The organism is Actinomadura soli, assembly GCF_005889715.1.
In the GTDB taxonomy this organism is placed as follows: domain Bacteria; phylum Actinomycetota; class Actinomycetes; order Streptosporangiales; family Streptosporangiaceae; genus Spirillospora; species Spirillospora soli.
The window spans coordinates 1-18,938 of the sequence record NZ_VCKW01000170.1 but is presented as its reverse complement, the minus strand read 5'-3'; the positions used below and the strand labels follow the sequence as shown (position 1 = coordinate 18,938).

Here is an 18,938-nt window from a genome sequence, read left to right as displayed (position 1 = left end):
ATCGGTATCACCGCGGATCCTCTTGGGCTGGGTGTGTGGCCGGATGTGGTGCTGGCTGGTGCTGGGTCCGGAAGAATCGGCGGGCCCACAGGCTGACGTAGACCAGGCCGACCAGCACCGGCACCTCGATCAAAGGCCCGACCACGCCGGACAGCGCCTGGCCGGAGGTGACGCCGAAGGTGCCGATGGCGACGGCGATGGCGAGTTCGAAGTTGTTTCCGGCGGCGGTGAACGCCAGTGTCGCGGTGCGGGGGTAGGGCAGGCCGACGGCGCGGCCGAGCGCGAACGCGCCGCCCCACATCAGCGCGAAGTACACCAGCAGCGGGACGGCGATGCGCGCCACGTCGGCGGGCCGTCCGGTGATGGTGTCGCCTTGGAGGGCGAACAGGATGACGATGGTGAACAGCAGCCCGTACAGGGCGACGGGGCCGATGCGGGGCAGGAACCGGGTCTCGTACCAGTCGCGTCCCTTGGCCTTCTCGCCGGTGCGGCGGGTGAGGTAGCCGGCCAGCAGCGGGACGCCGAGGAACACCAGCACGTTCACCACGATCTCGCCGGTGGAGAAGTGCAGGTCGTCGGTGGCCAGGCCGAGCCATCCGGGCAGGACCTTGAGGTAGAACCAGCCGAGCGCGCCGAACGCGACGACCTGGAAGACGGAGTTGAGCGCGACCAGGACGGCGGCGGCCTCGCGGTCGCCGCAGGCCAGGTCGTTCCAGATGATGACCATGGCGATGCAGCGGGCCAGCCCGACGATGATCAGGCCGGTGCGGTACTCGGGCAGGTCGGGCAGGAAGATCCAGGCCAGGGCGAACATCACCGCCGGGCCGGCCAGCCAGTTCAGGACGAGCGAGGCGATCATGAGGCGGCGGTCGCCGGTGACGGTGTCGAGCCGGTCGTAGCGGACCTTGGCCAGCACCGGATACATCATGACCAGTAGCCCGAGCCCGATCGGCAGGGAGACGCCGCCGATCTCGACCTTGGCCAGGGCGTCGTCCAGGCCGGGCACCGCGCGGCCGAGCCCGAGGCCGGCGACCATCGCGGCGATGATCCACACGGGCAGGAACCGGTCCAGCGTGGACAGCTTGCCCACCAGACCGGGCTCGGCCAATCCCGGTGGACTGGTCGGTTCGGTGGCGGTCACGGGCACGGCCTCTTTCTGTCGGCGGCACGGGCGGCGCGAGCGGCGTCGGCGATTTCACCGAGCTGTGCGGCCAGGGACTCCAGTGCTTGGGGGCGGAGCCGGTAATAGGTGAACCGGCCGCACGGCTCGGAGTCGACGACGCCGGCTTCCTTCAACACGCGCAGGTGGTTGGAGATGTTGGTCTGCTTGGCGCCGGTCTCCTCGACCAGGTGGCAGGTGCACAGCGCCTCGCCGGCGAGCAGGGTCACGATGCGGGCGCGCAGCGGATCGGACAGCACCTTCAACACATCAGTCTCGACTGACATCACCGTTGAATGGTATGTCTGCGGGTGTCGGACGGCAATCCGCTCTGTCTTTCGTCGCCGGCCCTGGCCTCGGCCGGGCGGTCGAATGGGTCGAATGGCGCACAGGACGCGGGCACTCCGATGGGTGTCTGTCGGCGGCCGCGCGGGTTTGGACTGCGGTGTTCGGTCAGGGCGCCGGGTAGCGGCGTCAAGTGCACCCGGATCCGCGCAAGGTAGAGCCGGACACCACAGGGTCGGGACCGCGCGCAGGCGGGCGGATGCCGCTCGCGGATGGCGGGCCGAGGGCCCCTTGTCACGGCTTGTACCGGCTTCTTCCGATCACCGGCGCGGGTGGGTGACCGGCTCTTGTGGGGCTTGGGCGAATGACGTCCGGGCACGGTGTTCGCTATCCATGCCCGGACATCGGGGTTCACGCGGCCGTGTGATGTGGCCGTGCGGATGTGGTCGCGTGTTGTCGGGGCGGGCCGGGGTCAGAGTGGGCCGCGGCGCCAGGGGCCGTGGATGGCGTAGGTGCGGCCGGGTGGGGTGACGGTGTTGGTGGAGCCGAGGGTGTTGGCGAACAGGGTGTCACCGTCGGGGCTGAAGCAGGCGCCGGCGAACTCGCTGTCGTCGGTGACGTTGAGGGCGAATTCGAAGGGCTGGCCGCCGGGGTCCAGGCCGATGAGCCGGTTGACGTTGCTCAGGCCGGGGGCGAGCGGGTGGGTGTCTTCGTCGGCGCCGGAGGCGTCGTCTTCGCACAGGATGATGCCGCCGCGGGGGGTGAAGGTGAGGTTGTCGGGCGAGTCGAGGGCTTTGCGGCCGGGCGATTCGTAGACCATGACCAGGGCGCCTTTTCCGTTGCGGTGTGGGATGTAGCGCCAGACCTGTCCGTAGCCTTCCTGGAACCCGTCGGGGTTGGGCGCGTCGCCGTTCTTGGCGTCGCCGCCGCTGGTGGAGTTGAAGTAGATGCTGCCGTCGCCGTACCAGCAGCCTTCGAGGCGGTTGAACTTGGCGCCTCCGGCGGCGAGCCCCTGCTGGGTGCAGGTGGCCGCGCCGTTCTCCAGGTCGGGGTCGGGGTCGTCGATGCGGACCCACTCCACCGGGAGCTGGGAGCCCATGCGCTGGCCTTCCCGGCAGTCATAGCCGGGGCGGTCGACGATCTTGAGCATCTCCAGGACGCCGCCGGCCTCCAGGCGGTAGGGGTTGCGTGGACGGTAGCGGAAGAAGCCGTTGGGCTTGCCCGAGTCGTCCTCGGTCTCGTAGACGTGGCCGGTGCGGGGGTCGACGGCGACGGCCTCATGGGAGAAGCGGCCCATCGCCTTGACCGGCTGGGCGTTGACCGGGCGTCCGGGGCGCGGCCCGTGCAGCGGCACCTGGTAGACGTAGCCGTGCTTCTGCTGCCAGCCCTGCTTGGGGCCCGCAGTGGTCTCCTCGCAGGTCAGCCAGCCGCGCTGGCCCATCATCATGCCGCCGGCGCAGTTGACGATGGTGCCGTTGAGGCTGACGAAATGCTGCAGGACGCGACCGCTTCGCGGGTCGACGTCCACGGTGGTAGTCCCGGCGACGCCGAGGTCGTCGTAGCGGGCCGAGCCGGGGATGTGGACGCGTCCGGTCGGGCTGCCGGGCGGGTTGCGGACCTCGTGGTTGCGGATCAGCCGGACGACGCCGCGGCGCTGCGAGCGGAACGCGGCCATGCCGTCGTGCGCGATGGGCGTGGGTTGCCCGTCGTTCATCCGGTCGCCGGTGATGCCGAACACGGTGTAGGTGAATCCGGCGGGCACGGCCAGTAGCTCTTCGCCGGTGTTGGCGGCCCGGGTGCGCCGCAGGGGGCCGTAGCCCGGGTTGCCGTGGTGGGGTCGGCCGGCTTGCGCCCAGGCGGCGTGCGAGCCCAGTGTTTGCATGGCCAGACCTGCGGCCACGGTGCCGCCTGCGGTGGTCAGGAATCGCCTGCGGTCTAGTTGCGTCATCGTCTGCGTCCTTGTCCCGGTGTCGTGATGGGCACCTGGAGATCCTGGGCCGCATAGATGTACGTCGATGTCTCGCCTGGGTGGCGGCCAGGTTACCGGCCTATCGCTCGCCGGTGAACACGAGCCGGGCTCCGGGACCAGGCGGGCGATTCGGAACCCGCGGCGGTCACGCGGGAGGCCCCGCGGCCGAAGCACGTAACCGACGAGGCCGCCGGGGCAGGGCACGGTAGCGCGGCGACGGTGATCACGACGCAGGTCCTGCTTGCGTTCGTCGGCGGATACTCCGGCGTCGCCGCGTCCCGCGGGAGGCGGTCCGTCGGGCCTGACGGAGAGGTGAACGACGCCGCGATGACTCCCAACGAAGTAATGATCTAGTGCGGAGATAGACATCTGTCGATATTTCTTTAGGCGTTCGGTCTCGTTCACCTTGTGTTCATATCGACTGCCTTCTATGTGGTCGACATCGTCGCGCCGGCAGGGGGCGACCTCCCGCGGAGCAGGGCAGCCGTGGGCCGATTCGAGCACAAGGGACGAACAAGGGTGAGATTCCCATTGCGTAGGTCGTCGCAGGCCGTGGCGGTCGCCACGACCCTGGTCGCGGCGCTGGCCGCGTGCGGCGGTTCCGATGGAGACGGTTCGGGGGGCGGCGCGGAGCTGCGCGGCACGGTCAAGATCGACGGGTCGAGCACGGTGGCGCCGCTGAGCACGGTGGCTTCGGAGCTGTTCAAGGAGGAGCAGGCGCGGGTGCAGATCCCGGTCGGCACCTCCGGCACCGGCGGCGGGTTCGAGAAGTTCTGCGCCGGCGAGACCGACGTCCAGGACGCCTCCCGTCCGATCAAAGACGAGGAGAAGCAGGCGTGCGCCTCCAAGGGCATCAAGTATGAGGAGTTCGCGGTCGCCAACGACGCCCTGACCGTGGTCGTGCACAAGGACAACACCTGGGCGCAGTGCCTGACGGTCGAGCAGCTCAAGAAGATCTGGGAGCCCGGCTCCAAGGTGAACAACTGGAACCAGGTCGACCCCAAGTTCCCCAAGGAGCCGCTGAAGCTGTTCGGCGCGGGCACCGACTCGGGGACCTTCGACTACTTCACCGACGAGATCAACGGTGAGGAGGGCAAGAGCCGCACCGACTACCAGCCCAGCGAGGACGACAACGTCACCGTGCAGGGCGTGGCCGGGTCCAAGGGCGGCCTGGGGTACTTCGGGTTCTCCTACTTCGAGGAGAACGCCAGCAAGCTGAAGGCCGTCCAGGTCGACGGCGGCGGCGGGTGCGTGGCGCCCAGCGTGCAGGCCGCGCAGGACGGGACGTACAAGCCGCTGTCGCGGCCGCTGTTCATCTATCCGTCGGCCGCGGCGCTCAAGCGGCCCGAGGTGCTGCAGTTCGTGGAGTTCTACGTCGAGAAGCACGCCGAGATCGCCAAGCGGGCCAAGTTCGTCCCGCTGAACCCGACGCAGGACGCCAAGCTCAAGCAGGCCCTGGCCACGCTGAAGTCGCAGGCGGGTAAATGACCTCGGCCTCCGCACCGTCGCCCGCAGGGACCCGCGAGTCCCTGCGGCGCCGGCGTCCCCGCTACGGCGAGGCGGTGATCAAGGGGGTCCTGCTGGTCGCCGCGCTGGTGTCGGTGGCCACCACCGTGGGCATCGTGGCCTCGCTGCTGCCGCCGACGCTGCGGTTCTTCGAGCGTGTCGGGGTGTGGGAGTTCGTGACGGGCACCACGTGGAGCGCGCTGTTCAACCCGCCGTCCTACGGGGTGCTGCCGCTGGTGGGCGCGACGTTGCTGATCACGTTGATCGCGATCGTGGTGGCCGTGCCGCTGGGGCTGGCGGCGGCGATCTACCTGAGCGAGTACGCACACCCGCGCACACGCAAGGTGTTCAAACCGGTGCTGGAGGTGCTGGCCGGGATCCCGACCGTGGTTTACGGGTTCTTCGCCCTGGCGGCGCTCACGCCGCTGCTGCAGGACCACTGGCCGTTCGGAGAGGGCCCGGAGGTGTTCAACGCGCTGTCGGCCGGGCTGGTGATGGGCGTGATGATCATCCCGACGGTGGCGTCGATGTCGGAGGACGCGATGACCGCCGTTCCCAGCTCGCTGCGCCAGGGCGCCTACGCGCTGGGCTCGACGAGGCGGCTCGTGGCGATACGGGTCGTGGTGCCGGCCGCGCTGTCGGGCATCGTCGCCGCGATCGTCCTGGCGATCTCCCGGGCGGTCGGCGAGACGATGATCGTGGCGATCGCCTCGGGGAACAAGCCCTCGCTCACCTGGGACCCCCTGCAGGGCATGCAGACCATGACGGGCTACATCGCCCAGGCCGGTGAGGGCGACCTGCCGACCAGCTCGTTCGACTACACCACGATCTTCGCGGTCGGGCTACTGCTGTTCCTGCTGACGTTCGTGATGAACGCCTTCAGCATCCGCCTGGTCCGCAAGTACCGGGAGGTGTACGAGTGACCGTCACTGTGCGCAAAACGCCCATCACGGCCGCGTTGCAGGGCCGCCGGCGTCCGCTGGAGCCGGCGTTCCGGGTGGTGCTGCTGGCCAGCCTGGCGATCGCGGTCGTCTTCCTGGGCATCCTGCTGGCCTACGTGGTGTCCGAAGGGTGGGGACGGCTGGACTCGCGGCTGTGGACCAACTTCCCCTCCAAGCTGTACCCCGAGCGGGCCGGCGCGCAGTCGGCCATCGTCGGCACCGTCTACATCATCGGGCTCACCGGGGCGTTCTGCGTCCCCATCGGCGTGATGACGGCGATCTACCTGGAGGAGTACGCCAGCAGGGAACACTGGTGGAACCGGCTGATCGAGCTGAACATCCAGAACCTGGCCGCCGTGCCCTCGATCGTCTACGGCATCCTTGGCCTGGGCGTCCTGGCCCGCGGCCTGGATCTGGGACGGACCCTGATCACCGCCGCGCTGACCCTGTCCCTGCTGGTGCTCCCCGTGGTGATCATCGCCGCGCGGGAGGCGATCCGGGCGGTGCCCGGTTCGATCCGGCAGGGCTCGCTGGCGCTGGGCGCGACGCAGTGGCAAACCATCTGGCGGCAGGTGCTGCCCGCCGCCGTCCCCGGCATCGCGACCGGGACGATCCTGGCGCTGTCGCGCGCGATCGGCGAGGCCGCCCCGTTGCTGCTGCTCGGCGCGGTCACCCACATCACCTTTAACCCCGAAAGCGTCACCGACGCCTACACCGTCCTGCCGATCCAGATCTTCAACTGGATCAAACAGCCCGAGGCCGAATTCCACACCCTCGCCTCCGCCGCCATCGTGATCCTGCTGGCCATCCTGCTCCTGATGAACTCGGTGGCGATCTGGCTGCGGAACCGCTACGAGAAGCGCGGATGAGGCCGGCATGAAAATCAGACCCCAACGCCCGAGCCCCCGACACTCCCGACACCCGAGCGCAGCGGAACGGAGCGCGCCAGTGACCGATCCCCAGCATCACCAGGACGGCACACCCGTGCAGATCACCCCGTACGACCCGAACCGCGAGCCGCCGGGCCTGGCCGATCCGGTGTTCCAGGTGTCGGACCTGAGCGTGTTCTACGGCGACTACGAGGCCGTCCGCGATGTGACGATGAGCATCGGGCACCGCCAGATCACCGCCATGATCGGTCCGTCCGGCTGCGGCAAGAGCACCGTGCTGCGCTGCTTCAACCGGATGAACGACCTCATCCCCGGCGCCCGCGTCAACGGCAAGATCGCCTACCACGGCGAGGACCTGTACGGCGACCACGTCGATCCCATCGAGGTCCGGCACCGCATCGGCATGGTGTTCCAGAAGCCCAACCCGTTCCCCAAGTCCATCTACGACAACATCGCCTACGGGCCCCGCGTCAACGGCGTCCGCCGCGGCCTGGACGACATCGTCGAGGAGGCCCTGCACCAGGCGGCCCTGTGGGACGAGGTCAAGGACAAGCTCAAGGACAGCGCCCTGGCCCTGTCCGGCGGGCAGCAGCAGCGCCTGTGCATCGCCCGCACCATCGCGGTCAAACCCGAAGTCATCCTCATGGACGAGCCCTGCTCGGCGCTGGACCCCATCGCCACGGCCAAGATCGAGGACCTGATGCACAACCTCGCCCAGCAGTACACGATCGTCATCGTCACCCACAACATGCAGCAGGCCGCCCGCGTCTCCGACCGCACCGCGTTCCTGACCGCCGACGTCGACAAGGCCGGAGTACGGCACGGACGGCTCGTCGAGTACGACCTGACCTCGCAGATCTTCACCACACCGCAGGACGAGCGCACCGAGGCCTACATCACCGGCCGCTTCGGATAACGGCCGGCGACCCGCTCACCATCATGAACAATCAGAGTGCCCCTGACGGCGGTCCGCCCGCCCCGCCGGAACCGGCGCACGTCCCGCTCCTGCTGGTGGCCGACCCCGACGAGACGCTCGGCCGCGAACTGGTCTTGGCGCTGGCCGAACGCGGCATCGAGGTCACCGTCAGCACCGACGGCGCCCAGGCGCTGCTGCGCACCGGCTCGCTCCACCCCGACGTTGTGCTGCTCGCCGCCGGGATCTCGGCGGTCGACCCGGTGACCTTCGTCCGCGCCGTCCGCGCCAGCCTGCCCATCCCCGTGATCATCGGTGTCGGCGCCAACGACGCCGACAAGGCCGTCCAGGCCCTGGCCGCGGGCGCCAACGTCTGCGTCGCCCGTCCCTACCGGCTGCCCGAACTGCTCCCGCTGATCCAGAGCATCCGCGCCGAGAACACCCCCGCCGACGCCGGAAACCAGCCGCTGACGTGCGGCTCCATCGCACTCGACCCGGTCGCCCATGTCGTACGGATCCACGGCAAGACCGTCCACATGCCGCTACGCGAGTTCGAGCTGCTGCACTACATGATGCTGCACGCCGACCGGGTCATCAGCCGCTCGCAGATCCAGGCCCACGTCTGGAGAAGCGACAAGCTCAACACCAACACCATCAACGTCCACATCCGGCGGCTGCGCGAAAAGCTCGGCGACGACCCCGACAACCCCAACATCATCCTCACCGTGCGAGGAGTCGGCTACCGACTCACCACCGACACCCAGGACAACCCGCACAACCAGGACTCCCAGCCGACCCGGCAACCCTCATGACGGACTCCCCGTACGCCGTCCACCGCCATGCCGCGCACCCCACCATCGAGCGTCCCCTCATGAACCAGCTCCCCGCCGCCTCCGCCCACAGCGCTGACGACTGCCACGATCAGGGCCCGCTGGTGCCCATGGGCCCCGATGAAGTCCAGCGCATCTCCCGCATTCTCAAGGCACTGGCCGACCCCACCCGCCTGCAGCTGCTCAGCATGATCAAAAACAGCCCGGGCGGCGAAGCCTGCGTCTGCGCCCTCACCGCCCCGCTCGGCCTGACCCAGTCGACGGTCAGCCACCACCTGAAGACCCTCACCGAAGCCGGGCTCATCAGCCGCGACAAACGCGGCCCCTGGGCGTGGTACTCCATCGTCCCCGACCGTCTCGACGCCGTAGGCTTCCTGCTGACCTCGTCGCCGCCGCAACGGCCGCGCTCAACCATCACCTGAGTCGACTGCACCAAGCGGGTCTGATCACAAGAAGGTTCGGGGCGGCCAGGCACCCCAGCGCCCGGACGCCAGTGACACAGCTCACGCCAGCCTTCCGGCGGACCTCGGTGAGCCCCCTCGGCCCCCATCCCACTGCAGGCTGGACGGGTAGCGGACCGGCCAAGAGCCGTCACCGCGGCTAGCCGTTGTTCACCCCAGGTTGTCAGCCGTTAATCTTTCATACACTCACCCTGTGGACGATGGCACGATGCTGCAGGTAATCACCCCTCCCGTCGACCAGACCTGCTCGGAGCAGACCGCCGAGCTCGTCCCCATGGATCGGGGACAGGCCGAACAAGTCGCCCAGATCTTCAAAGCGGTCTCCGACCCCACCCGCCTGCAGATACTCAGCATGATCCAGGGCAGCCCGGCCGGTGAGGCCTGCGTCTGCGACCTGACCAAACCCCTCGGCCTCACCCAGCCGACGATCAGCCATCACCTCAAGATCCTCGTCGACGCCGGCCTGCTGACCCGTGACAAGCGCGGCCCCTGGGCTTGGTTCGCGGTCGTGCCGGAACGTCTGGCCGCCGTCCGGTCCTTGCTCGCCTGAGCTGAACAGACACCCCGCGTCAGCCAGGTCGTCCAGGTCAGCAAGCGTGACAGCGGCCAACAGGATTTCCCGACGTACGGCCGGTAAGAACTGTGCCGGTGTGTGATCAGGTTGGGTCCGGGAGGTTGGGGTCAGCTTCGCGGTGCGTACATGATGACCAGGACGCCGATGAGGCAGATGAGGGCTCCGGTGATGTCCCATCGGTCGGGCCGGTAGCCGTCCAGAGCCATGCCCCATGCCAGCGATCCCGCGACGAAGACGCCGCCGTAAGCGGCCAGGATGCGGCCGAAGTTGGCGTCGGGCTGGAGCGTGGCCACGAACCCGTACACACCGAGGGCGATCACGCCGGCGCCGATCCAGAGAGCGCCTCGGTGTTCGCGGACTCCCTGCCAGACCAGCCAGGCGCCACCGATCTCGGCGACGGCGGCCAGGACGAACAGGATGAGGGATCGGAGCATGGTCATCATTTGAACCGTACCGACCCCTCATACCTGCTCAGACGCGAGTGGTGCTGCATCCGCAACCGCTGGCTTTGCTGCCGCATCCGCGTGCGCCGGTCCTGCGGCGGGCCGCCACGGCAAACGCCGCCACGGCCAATACCGTCAGACCGACGGCGACGAGCGGCATCCTGTCGGCCAGGAACGCCGCCGCGCCCCCGCTGAGCACTCCGGCGGCGATCAACACCGGCAGCGCGCAGCAAGCGACGCACGCGACGGCGGCCAGCGTGCCGAATCCCGTACCTGCCCGGGATGCGATCTTCACTGGCGATCCTCTCCAGGGTGGGGGCGGGCAAGATCGGCGAACGGCAACGGGCAGCATGGCTGTTGAGCACAGGTCATCAAGTCGTCGCAGCCAGCGTTGATCGCTTCGTGCAGGGCGGAACGGATGACCTCAAGATCGGTTATGCGCTGCTCGACCTCGATCAGCTTCGACCGTGCCCGGTCCAGCAGCCCGGCGTCGCCTTGGCGGTGCCGGTGCTGGGCGGCCTCCAGCAGTTCGGCGACCTCCTCCAGGGTGAATCCGAGCCGTTGCGCGGTCTTGATCACCTTCAGGACCGTGACCGCTTCTTGCGGGTAGAGCCGGTGTCCGCCTAGGGTCCGCTCGGGCTCGGCGAGTAGTCCGCGCCGCTCGTAGTAGCGCAGGGTCTGGAGGTTCACCCCGGCCGCGTCGGTGACCTGGCTGGACCGCAGTCCCTCGTATTGGCCGCTCATCCGGTCCAGCCCGCTGCCACGACCTCCGGCGGGGCGTTGCGCTCGGCCAAGGCCTGCATCCCGTCCAGCGTCGGCGCGGCGTCCTGCGGCGCGGTCACCTCGACCCGCAGACCGGCCCCGGTCCGCTCGAACGCAAAGCCCAGGAACGCGCAGCACTGCTGCTCGGCCTCGAACACCTCCCGGAGCTGCGCCTCGCGCGCCGGGTCGGTGTCGAACATCAACCGCAACTGCAGCGGCTCACGCTCCACCCCGGTCAGCGACTCGGCGAACAGCGACTCGAACTCTGTCAGCCGGTCCACCATCTTGTTCGGCGACAGCGTGCACACGATCGGCACTTCAGACTCGGCCATTCCAGCTGCCTGGTCTCGACGCTGGCCGTCCTAGCAGCGGCCACATCCCGACGGTAAGCCCGTACCGCAGTACAGGATGCAAGCCTCGTCAGAACCAGAATCACCACGGGCGCAGAGGCACTGCCGTCTCAATCAAGATCCGGGGAGCCAAGGGTTCGTGAACTCATCCGCGGGTGCTAACGGCCGAGGTGGGCGGTGATCTCGCCGACGGCGTCTCGGGCGGTTCGGGCCGAGCCGACGAGGGTGGCCGATCCGGGGCCGGTCCAGTCGCCGTATCCGAGCAGGTGCAGCCGAGGCTCGGTCAACGCGCGGGTTCCGCCGCCGGTCGGGATACGTCCCGTCCGGTCGCGCAGGCCCAGTGGGGTGAGGTGGCTCAGGGTGGGTCGGAATCCGGTGCACCAGATGATCGCGTCGATGTTTTCGGTGTGGCCGTCGGGCCAGGCGACGCCGGTCGGTGTGAGGTGGCTGAACATCGGGCGGGCGTGCAGGGCTCCGCGGTCGCGGGCTTGGCGGACCGGAGGGACGGCGACGATGTCGCCCAGTCCGCCGATGCCGCCGGGGTCGGCGGTCCCGGTGCGCAGCGCGTGGTAGCGGCGGGAGGCCAGCTCGAACAGGGCGCGTCCGTCCAGGTCGTCGGGCAGGAACCGGGGCGGACGCCGGGTCGCCCAGATCGTGGTCGCGTGCGGGGCCAGATCGGCCAGGATCTGAGCGGCAGAGTTCCCGCCGCCGACGATGAGGGCGCGCTGCCCGTGGAACTCTTCGGGTGTGCGGTATTGGCCGGTGTGCAGCTGCCGGCCTGGGAAGTCGTGTCGTCCGGGGTAGTAGGGCAGGTAGGGACGCCACCAAGTGCCCGTTGCGCTGATGACGTGCCGGGCCCGCCATGAGGTGGTCGCGCTGTCCAGGCGGAGAAGGTCGCCGTCGCGGTGCACCGCGTCGATGCGTACCTGCCGGTGCACCGGCAGGTCGTAGCGCTTCTCGTAGGTGGTCAGGTAGTCGACAACGTGCGCGGCCGGCGGGTAGCCCTGGTTGCAGGACGGCATCGCCCAGCCCGGGAGCGAGCTGTTGCGCGCAGGCGAGAACAGCCGCAGGGACTCCCAGGCGTGCGGCCAGGCGCCGCCCGGTTCGTCCTGGGCGTCGAGGATGACGAAGTCCGTACCGCTGCGGCGCAGGTAGAAACCGGCGGCCAGACCCGCCTGGCCGCCGCCGATGACGGCCACGTCCACCACCTTCTGAGTCATGCCGACGCCCTGATCCGCCGGTTGGCTGGAGTGGGACGGTGGAGTGGCGGGCGTGGAAGCCTGGCGTTCACGATGACAGCGCTCCTTGGACGGTGGCGGCGCGGGAGACGGCCAGGGCGCGTCCGGTGTCGGTGATGCGCCAGGATCGTCCGGACTGAGCGTTGATCAAGTTTTGAGCTGCCAGACGCCACAGCAGTTGCTCGGCCATACGGTGCATCAGGTCCGGGGGCCCGATGGGACGTGGCGCGCCGCGACGCTGGGGCGTCGTGCGCATCTGCGTCATGAGGTCGGCGAGTTGGGCGGTGGTCAGCGTCTCTTCGTCTGCGAGGAGCGCCAGGACTTCGAGGTGTGGTGCTGTGGGGTGTCCTGACATCACTGGTCCTTGTTGGTGCGCCGTCCGGCCGTGGCGGCGGGTGCGGGCGCCGTCGCAGGTGCGGTGCCGGCGGCCGACAGCGCGGCCAGGACGGCGGCCGCGGTCAGCGCCAGGAACATGTGGGGATAGCCGCCGAGCCCGGCGGCGAGGGCGGCGCCGGCGAAGGGGGCCAGCGCGGTGGCGGCGGTGATGGGGGCGGCGAGGATTCCGGACAGGGAACCGTAGGCGGCCGTGCCCCAGCGGTCGGAGACGGCGGTGGCCTGCAGCAGGGTGGCGATTCCGCGGGTCATTCCGGCCAGGAACGCTATGGCGATGAGCAGCCCGACAGGGCCCGGGATGACGGCGAGCCCGGCGGTGGTGGCGGCTGACAGCGCCAGGATCCAGACGGTGCGCGTCCGGACGCCGGTCCGGCGGGCGAGGGCGCGGTAGCCGAGGCGTCCGGTGACCTGGCCGATCCCGCCGAGCCCGAGTGCCCAGGCGGCGATGCTGCTGCCGGCGCCGCGGGAGGTGAGCAGCGGGATCAGGTTGACCAGGACCGCGTACATGGTGAAGGCCGACAGGGTGAGCGCGATGGTGAGCAGGACGAACGGGCCGCTGCGCACCGTCCCCCACACGGCCGCGCCTGATCGCGCACGGGCTTGGTCGTGTTCGTTCCCGTCTGCCGCTCCGTCGCGTGGCGGGGGCCAGGGGCGCCGCAGCGCCAGCCAGTGCAGCGGGACGGTCACCACCGCAAGCACCACCGCCAGCACCAGGTACACCCCGCGCCAGGACAGTTGCGATGCCAGTGCGTCGGTGAGCGGTGCGAACACGGTGCTGGCCAGTCCGGCGGCGAGGGTGAGGGTCGTCAGCGCGGTGACGTGCCGGGGCGCGTAGTAGCGGGTGAGGGCGGCGAAGGCGGGCTGGTAGAGCACGGTGGACATCGCGACGCCGGCGAGCAGCCAGGCCGCGGCGAAGCACCACAGGTTCGGCGCGGCGGCCACGGCGATGGCGGCCAGCACGGCGAGCAGCGAGCCGCCGGTCATCAGGGCGCGCGGGCCGCGCCGGTCCAGCGCGCGGCCGACCGGGATCCCGCCCAGCGCGGCCACGATCAGCGCGGCGGAGAACGCGGCCGTGACCGCGCCGGTGGACCAGCCGGTGTCGCGGGTGATGGCCGGGGCCAAGACGGGGAAGGCGTAGAACAGCACGCCCCAGCTGGTGATCTCGGTGACGCACAGCGCGGCCAGCGGGCTGTGCAAGGCCCGTCGGGCGCGGTCACGTGCCGACCGGGTACCGGCGGCGGGCGGTGCCGCCGGTACCCGTCCTCGGGTGGCCGGTTCGGCCGCCTCAGGCATCGGCGCGTTCGGCCTCGCCCGAGTAGCCGTGCTCGATCCCGGTGGTGAAGCCCAGTCCGGCCGGGGCGCCGACGCCGATGCTGATCGGCTCGGGCGCCGCTGTGCCGCAGCACGAACCGCCTGCGGCCTCGGTCCCGTCCTGGTGGATGGGGTCGGGTGCCGGGGTGGTGGCGCACGACGTGCCGCATCCGTCGTCTTGGGCGGTGGAGCCTGGTAGTTGGTCTTCGGTGACCAGGTTGGTGGAGCACACGCCGGTTTCGGGCAGGTCGAGCTGGACGGTGTCGGCCGCCTCCCGGTCTCCGGCGAGCGCGGCGGCGATGGAGCGGACCTGCTCGTATCCGGTGGCCATCAGGAAGGTGGGGGCGCGGCCGTAGCTCTTCATCCCGGCCAGGTAGAACCCGGCTTCGGGGTGGGCGAGGTCGCGTTCGCCGTGCGGCGGGACGGTCCCGCAGGAATGGAAGTTGGGGTCGATCAGCGGGGCGAGCTTCGTCGGCGCCTCGGTGGCGGGGTCGAGGTCGAGCCGGATCTCCCGGAGCATGCCCAGGTCGGGCCGGAACCCGGTGGCGGCGACGACGGTGTCGGCGGCGATGACATGCTCGCCGTCCGGAGTGGCTCCGGTGACCTGGACTGCCTGGTCGGACGAGTCGACGGCGAAGCGGGTGATGGTGAAGCCGCGAACCAGGTCGATCTCGCCGTCCTGCACGGCCTTCTTCAGGCGAGTGCCGAGCGCGCCGCGGGCGGGCAGGCCGTCGGCGTCGCCGCCGCCGTACAGACGGGCGACCGACGATCCGCGCACCGCCCAAGTGATGCGCGTGCCGGGCGCGGCCTTGGCGAGTTCGGCCAGGGCGAGCAGCGTGTTGGCGGCCGAGTGGCCCATGCCGACGACCAGCGTGTGACGTCCGGCGAAACGGTCACGGTCACGGCCCACCACGTCCGGCAACGGCCCCGCCAGGTAAGGGGCGGCCTGCTCCTCTCCAGGCGCGGGCAGGCCGGAATGGCCGAGCGGATTGGTGGCTCCCCATGTCCCGGACGCGTCGATGACCGCGCGGGCGGCCAGGTCGGTGACGGCTCCGTCCGCGCCGACGGTCCGCACCAACAGCGGCTGCTCGTCGCGGCCGACGGTTCGGGTGACGTCCAGGCCGTGCCGGGTGACGGCGACGACGCGGGTGCCGGTGCGGATCCGTCCGGCCAGCGCGGGCACCTCGGCCAGCGGAGCCAGGTAGTCGCGCACCAGCTCGGCACCGGTCGGGAGCGCGTCAGGGTCGGGCAGCCGCCAGCCGGTCGGCTCCAGCAGGCGGCGCGCGGCCGCGTCGGTGTCGTAGCGCCACGGCGAGAACAACCGGACATGCCCCCACTCGGAGATCGCCGCCCCCACCTGCGTCCCGGCCTCCAGGACGACGAAGTCCAGGCCCCGCCCGGCCAGGTGAGCGGCGGCGGCCAGGCCGACCGGCCCGGCTCCGACGACCACTACCGGCAGGCCCGTCTCCTTCGCGTCGGTGACGCAGCCGCAGCCGGCGTTCGTCTTGGCTTCGGTCACGGTGACCGAAGCGTCCAGGGACCGCTCGGCGTCGGTACAGCAACCGCTCACCCCGCAACAGCCGCTACCGGCCGCCGGCTCGACTGGCTCTGGGGACTGGTTTGTCTTACTCATCGCGTCTCCTAGCTGCGTGGACGTAGGACCTGGCGTGACGGGACGGGCCATCCGCCCTGCTTCGATGTTCTTCTAAACAGCCGCCAGTTTGCATCCTGCATAGATAGATGTCAAATTAGAGGCATGTCTAAGTTGCTGGAGTTGGACGACGTCACCGCTCCGGTGTGCTGCGCACCGCTGAGCGACTCCGATCTGGGCGAGGACGAAGCGGCCGAACTGGCCACGGTGTTCAAGGCCCTCGCCGACCCGATCCGGCTGCGGCTGCTGAACATGATCGCCTCGGCCGAGGACGGTGAGGCGTGCGTGTGCGATCTGACCGTCCCGTTCGACCTGACCGCGCCGACCATCTCCCACCACCTGAAGGTGCTCCGCCAGGCCGGGCTGATCGACGGCGAGCGCCGCGGAACCTGGGTGTACTACCGCGTCATCCCCGAACGACTCACCCGGCTGTCGGGCCTGTTCGCCCTGCCCGCTCTCGCCCCCGCCTGACCCGCCGCACACGGCGCACGCCGGTCACAATCCGAGCGCGGCGACCGCGCCACCGGCATAGGCGGCCAGGGCGGCGATGACGTGGTCGGCGTCGGCGGCGACGCCGCGCAGGGTGTTGGAGGCGTAGGAGCGCTGGAACTCCACCCCCAGGTACACCAGCCCTGGATGGGTGAGCGACAGCCCGCCGTCATGCAGCGGCATCCCCGCCTCGTCCAGCGCTCCCAGATCCGCCAGGTAGTCCAGATTCGGCACGTATCCGGTGGCCGTCAAGACCGCGTCGACGTGCTCGGAGGTTCCGTCGTCCCAGATGACACCGTCACCGTCCAGGGCGGTGAACATGGGGCGACGCCGCAGCGTCCCGTCCTGCACCGCCCGAGCATAGACACCAGGATCGTTGACCAGCCGGCCCGCCACCAGCCGGGCCAGCCACGCGGGCGGCAGGCGATCGAACCCGGTCGTGACCGCCCAATGGTGGACGTCCAGCCCGTGAAGACGGCTCGGCATCAACCGCACCGGCTGCCGCGAGGCCAGCGTGACTTCGGCGACCTCGGCCAGCTCGTAGCCGATCTGCACCGCCGAGTTGCCCGCACCGACCAGCACCACCCGCCGTCCCGCATACGCCTTGGGGTTGCGATAGGCGGCGACGTGCTCCAGCTCGCCGGTGAAGGCGTCCGCGCCGGGAAGCGACGGGATCAGGGGACGGGCCCCCGAGGCCGCCACCACACCCGAAGCCGCGATCTCCTCCCCGCCATCACCCTGGACCACGAACCCGGCCCTCTCGGCTCGGACGGCGGTGACCCGGGTGTTCAGCCGGATATCGGCGCCCTGTTCGGCGACCAGCGCGGCGTACTGCTCCAGGTAGGCCACGACCTCATCCCGATGCGGATAGTGGTCGGGGTCGCCGGGGAACGGCAGGCCGGGCATCGCGCTGTAACGCGCCGGGGAGAAGAGTGTGAGGCTGTCGTAGTAGTCCGGCCATGACCCCGCGGCCCGGCCGGAGGCTTCGAGAACCACCGGCCGCAGGCCCGCGGCGGTCACGGCGCGCGCGGCGGCCAGCCCCGACTGGCCGCCTCCGATGATGACGATAGGTGAGGTGGTGGAGTCCATGGAGTCAATATATTGTCATTACGCAATATGTCAACATGACAATATGTGGCCTAGGATCGTGGACACGGCGTGGGAGGTGTCATGAGCGATCCGGTGATCGACCAAGCGGCGGGGACGACATGTGGCCCGGATGCGGACACGCCAGGATGCGGCGCCACAGAGCCCGTGCAGCTCGGTCCGCAGGCGCGGGAGTTCCTCCGGGCGCTGGCCAGCGAGCAGCGCCAGCAAATGCTGGAACTCTTCACCGGGGGGATCGAACTCACCGTCGGCACCGTCGCCGAACGCCTGGGCATCGCCCAGCCGACCGCCTCCCAGCAACTCGCACTCCTGCGCCGCGGGGGCCTGCTCATATCCCGCAAGCACGGCAAGCAGGTCTACTACCGCATCGACACCGCCGCCGTGGAACGCTCACTCACCGAACTCCAGACCTACCTGCACACCTGCTGCCCCCCACCCGACGAGCACAACCCCTGATCCGCTTCGCAGCACCGCCTCCCCGCTCAAAGAGGACGACGGCTTAGCTCGCCGACTCCTGAAGTTCGCACAAGGCACCGGCAGTGTTCTGATCTCGCGCCCAATACGACACGCGTCCACCAGTAGGGGGCCGCGTGGCCGCCTCGACTCCCCCGCAGCTCGCCGAGCGATTCAAGACGGCCCATCTAGACGTGTGCAGGCCGTTCGGCTGGCGCCGCGCGGCGCGATTTTCCTGGACAGGATCGACGTCGTGATGCCGGCGATCTGGGGCTGCCCACCGGGATACTCAGCGAGACCGTCAGGGCTTTCCTCCAGATCAAAGCTGTAGTGTCCGGTGTCGGCGGCGGGAAGTCACAGAACTCTTGTTCGCGCGGGTGCACGGGTGGGGTAGCTCGCCTTCCAGTGGCACCGGAGCGGCAGCCCGTCCGCTCTCTACTCCCAAGGTCCGGTGCCCTTCGAGACCGTCCAACCGCCCTGAGCACGGACTGGCGGGCGTTCTCCTGTTCAACTGCGGGCGATGATTCTGTTCAACAGGCCGATCGCCACCACGAGGGCTCCGCCGGCCACCAGGGCCGCTTGAGCGAGGTCATGCTGGGCGAGGAAGGTGAGGCAGCCGGCAGTTGCCCCGGCCAGCAGCGCAATGGTGAAGATCAACGCAGCACGGGGGGTGAGTAGGGCTGGCGAGTTGGTATCGGGCACGGATCCCTACCTTCTTCCTTGGGTGATTCGCGGCGTTCGTAGGCTGGTGATCGCCCAGGGGTGCCGGGTGTGGCTTGCATGGGTCTGCCGCGTGTGTGGCTCAGAGAGACTGGCCGCCCGGCACCCCATGAAGACCTCGGCCGCCGATTGGGATGTGCGAGCGGATCGCTGTGTAGGGACACGCCGGCGTGGTCGTCTACGGGATGTGTACCTGTGACGAGCGGGAGTGTGATGCGCCGGATCTGGGCTGATATCGACGCCGGGAAGACCCACCACCACTGCGTGGTCATCGACGCCGACGGCACGCGGCTGCTGTCGCGGCGGGTGCCCAACGATGAACCGGAGCTGCTGGGGCTGCTGGCTGAGGTGGCCGAGCTGGGCGAGCTGGACCACCCCGGGTCGGCTGGAGGCTCCGATACCTGGAAGGGTGAGGGGCTATGGCACCCCCGAGGAAGTACTCCCCTGAGCTGCGGGAACGCGCGGTTCGGATGGTTTTTGATGTTCGTGAGCA

General features: G+C 69.7%; 23 protein-coding genes. 10 read left to right on the top strand and 13 right to left on the bottom strand.

What is annotated here, in order from left to right:
- Positions 1-7: 7 nt before the first annotated feature.
- The 3 genes from arsB to ETD83_RS27755 all read right to left on the bottom strand — a co-directional run bounded on the left by arsB (position 8) and on the right by ETD83_RS27755 (position 3,392).
- Positions 8-1,141, bottom strand: a complete 1,134-nt coding sequence (arsB, locus tag ETD83_RS27765) for an ACR3 family arsenite efflux transporter (RefSeq protein WP_329602982.1) — start codon at positions 1,139-1,141, stop codon at positions 8-10.
- The gene (locus ETD83_RS27760) at positions 1,138-1,446 is read right to left on the bottom strand and encodes an ArsR/SmtB family transcription factor (protein WP_138648161.1); all 309 of its coding nucleotides are present in this window, start codon (positions 1,444-1,446) and stop codon (positions 1,138-1,140) included. Before ETD83_RS27760 ends, arsB begins: the two co-directional genes overlap by 4 nt.
- Positions 1,447-1,916: 470 nt before the next feature.
- A complete protein-coding gene (locus ETD83_RS27755) occupies positions 1,917-3,392 on the bottom strand; it encodes an alkaline phosphatase PhoX (protein WP_138648160.1) in 1,476 nt (491 codons plus the stop codon).
- Positions 3,393-3,965: 573 nt separating this feature from the next.
- On the opposite strand from ETD83_RS27755, the gene ETD83_RS27750 reads away from it, so the two are divergent.
- The 7 genes from ETD83_RS27750 to ETD83_RS27720 all read left to right on the top strand — a co-directional run bounded on the left by ETD83_RS27750 (position 3,966) and on the right by ETD83_RS27720 (position 9,504).
- The gene (locus ETD83_RS27750) at positions 3,966-4,901 is read left to right on the top strand and encodes a PstS family phosphate ABC transporter substrate-binding protein (protein ID WP_230421232.1); all 936 of its coding nucleotides are present in this window, start codon (positions 3,966-3,968) and stop codon (positions 4,899-4,901) included.
- Entirely contained in the window at positions 4,898-5,842 is a 945-nt protein-coding gene (gene pstC, locus ETD83_RS27745; RefSeq protein ID WP_138648159.1) for a phosphate ABC transporter permease subunit PstC, read from the top strand. The genes ETD83_RS27750 and pstC overlap by 4 nt, the downstream gene beginning before the upstream one ends.
- Positions 5,839-6,729 (top strand): phosphate ABC transporter permease PstA, encoded by an 891-nt coding sequence (gene pstA, locus ETD83_RS27740; RefSeq protein WP_138648158.1) that lies wholly within the window; start codon positions 5,839-5,841, stop codon positions 6,727-6,729. The genes pstC and pstA overlap by 4 nt, the downstream gene beginning before the upstream one ends.
- 121 nt (positions 6,730-6,850) lie before the next feature.
- Complete coding sequence (pstB, locus tag ETD83_RS27735; RefSeq protein WP_329602983.1) at positions 6,851-7,666, top strand: phosphate ABC transporter ATP-binding protein PstB; 816 nt, start codon at positions 6,851-6,853, stop codon at positions 7,664-7,666.
- Positions 7,667-7,689: 23 nt separating this feature from the next.
- Positions 7,690-8,475 carry a response regulator transcription factor gene (locus ETD83_RS27730; protein ID WP_138648156.1) on the top strand — a complete coding sequence of 262 codons (786 nt, stop codon included), beginning with the start codon at positions 7,690-7,692 and terminating at the stop codon, positions 8,473-8,475.
- A 59-nt stretch (positions 8,476-8,534) separates the two neighbouring features.
- Complete coding sequence (locus ETD83_RS27725) at positions 8,535-8,915, top strand: ArsR/SmtB family transcription factor (protein WP_138648155.1); 381 nt, start codon at positions 8,535-8,537, stop codon at positions 8,913-8,915.
- 232 nt (positions 8,916-9,147) lie between these two features.
- Entirely contained in the window at positions 9,148-9,504 is a 357-nt protein-coding gene (locus tag ETD83_RS27720) for an ArsR/SmtB family transcription factor (protein ID WP_230421231.1), read from the top strand.
- A 131-nt stretch (positions 9,505-9,635) separates the two neighbouring features.
- Here the strand turns inward: ETD83_RS27720 and ETD83_RS27715 are convergent, their stop codons facing one another.
- The 8 genes from ETD83_RS27715 to ETD83_RS27680 form a co-directional block, all read right to left on the bottom strand.
- The gene (locus ETD83_RS27715; RefSeq protein WP_138648154.1) at positions 9,636-9,968 is read right to left on the bottom strand and encodes a YnfA family protein; all 333 of its coding nucleotides are present in this window, start codon (positions 9,966-9,968) and stop codon (positions 9,636-9,638) included.
- A 31-nt stretch (positions 9,969-9,999) separates the two neighbouring features.
- Entirely contained in the window at positions 10,000-10,266 is a 267-nt protein-coding gene (locus ETD83_RS27710; RefSeq protein WP_138648153.1) for a hypothetical protein, read from the bottom strand.
- Positions 10,263-10,715 (bottom strand): MerR family transcriptional regulator, encoded by a 453-nt coding sequence (locus ETD83_RS27705; protein WP_138648152.1) that lies wholly within the window; start codon positions 10,713-10,715, stop codon positions 10,263-10,265. Before ETD83_RS27705 ends, ETD83_RS27710 begins: the two co-directional genes overlap by 4 nt.
- Positions 10,712-11,065 (bottom strand): hypothetical protein, encoded by a 354-nt coding sequence (locus tag ETD83_RS27700; protein WP_138648151.1) that lies wholly within the window; start codon positions 11,063-11,065, stop codon positions 10,712-10,714. The genes ETD83_RS27705 and ETD83_RS27700 overlap by 4 nt, the downstream gene beginning before the upstream one ends.
- Before the next feature lie 176 nt (positions 11,066-11,241).
- The gene (locus ETD83_RS27695) at positions 11,242-12,303 is read right to left on the bottom strand and encodes an ArsO family NAD(P)H-dependent flavin-containing monooxygenase (RefSeq protein ID WP_138648150.1); all 1,062 of its coding nucleotides are present in this window, start codon (positions 12,301-12,303) and stop codon (positions 11,242-11,244) included.
- Positions 12,304-12,370: 67 nt separating this feature from the next.
- Positions 12,371-12,676: a hypothetical protein gene (locus tag ETD83_RS27690; protein ID WP_138648149.1), complete on the bottom strand. Its 306-nt coding sequence runs from the start codon at positions 12,674-12,676 to the stop codon at positions 12,371-12,373.
- A complete protein-coding gene (locus ETD83_RS27685; protein WP_230421230.1) occupies positions 12,676-13,911 on the bottom strand; it encodes an MFS transporter in 1,236 nt (411 codons plus the stop codon). The genes ETD83_RS27690 and ETD83_RS27685 overlap by 1 nt, the downstream gene beginning before the upstream one ends.
- A gap of 88 nt (positions 13,912-13,999) precedes the next feature.
- Complete coding sequence (locus ETD83_RS27680; protein ID WP_171064462.1) at positions 14,000-15,544, bottom strand: FAD-dependent oxidoreductase; 1,545 nt, start codon at positions 15,542-15,544, stop codon at positions 14,000-14,002.
- A gap of 237 nt (positions 15,545-15,781) precedes the next feature.
- Here ETD83_RS27680 and ETD83_RS27675 point away from each other — a divergent pair, with 237 nt between their 5' ends.
- Complete coding sequence (locus ETD83_RS27675; protein WP_138648146.1) at positions 15,782-16,147, top strand: ArsR/SmtB family transcription factor; 366 nt, start codon at positions 15,782-15,784, stop codon at positions 16,145-16,147.
- Positions 16,148-16,171: 24 nt separating this feature from the next.
- Here ETD83_RS27675 and ETD83_RS27670 read toward each other — a convergent pair whose 3' ends face one another.
- Positions 16,172-17,254, bottom strand: coding sequence for a flavin-containing monooxygenase (locus ETD83_RS27670; protein ID WP_138648145.1), 1,083 nt, complete (start codon positions 17,252-17,254; stop codon positions 16,172-16,174).
- 81 nt (positions 17,255-17,335) lie between these two features.
- Here ETD83_RS27670 and ETD83_RS27665 point away from each other — a divergent pair, with 81 nt between their 5' ends.
- Positions 17,336-17,728, top strand: coding sequence for an ArsR/SmtB family transcription factor (locus ETD83_RS27665; RefSeq protein WP_138648144.1), 393 nt, complete (start codon positions 17,336-17,338; stop codon positions 17,726-17,728).
- A gap of 504 nt (positions 17,729-18,232) precedes the next feature.
- Here ETD83_RS27665 and ETD83_RS27660 read toward each other — a convergent pair.
- A complete protein-coding gene (locus tag ETD83_RS27660) occupies positions 18,233-18,427 on the bottom strand; it encodes a hypothetical protein (protein WP_138648143.1) in 195 nt (64 codons plus the stop codon).
- A 213-nt stretch (positions 18,428-18,640) separates the two neighbouring features.
- Here ETD83_RS27660 and ETD83_RS43900 point away from each other — a divergent pair.
- Positions 18,641-18,938, top strand: a 298-nt coding sequence (locus ETD83_RS43900; protein ID WP_205717919.1) for an IS110 family transposase, incomplete at its 3' end; no start/stop codon positions are given.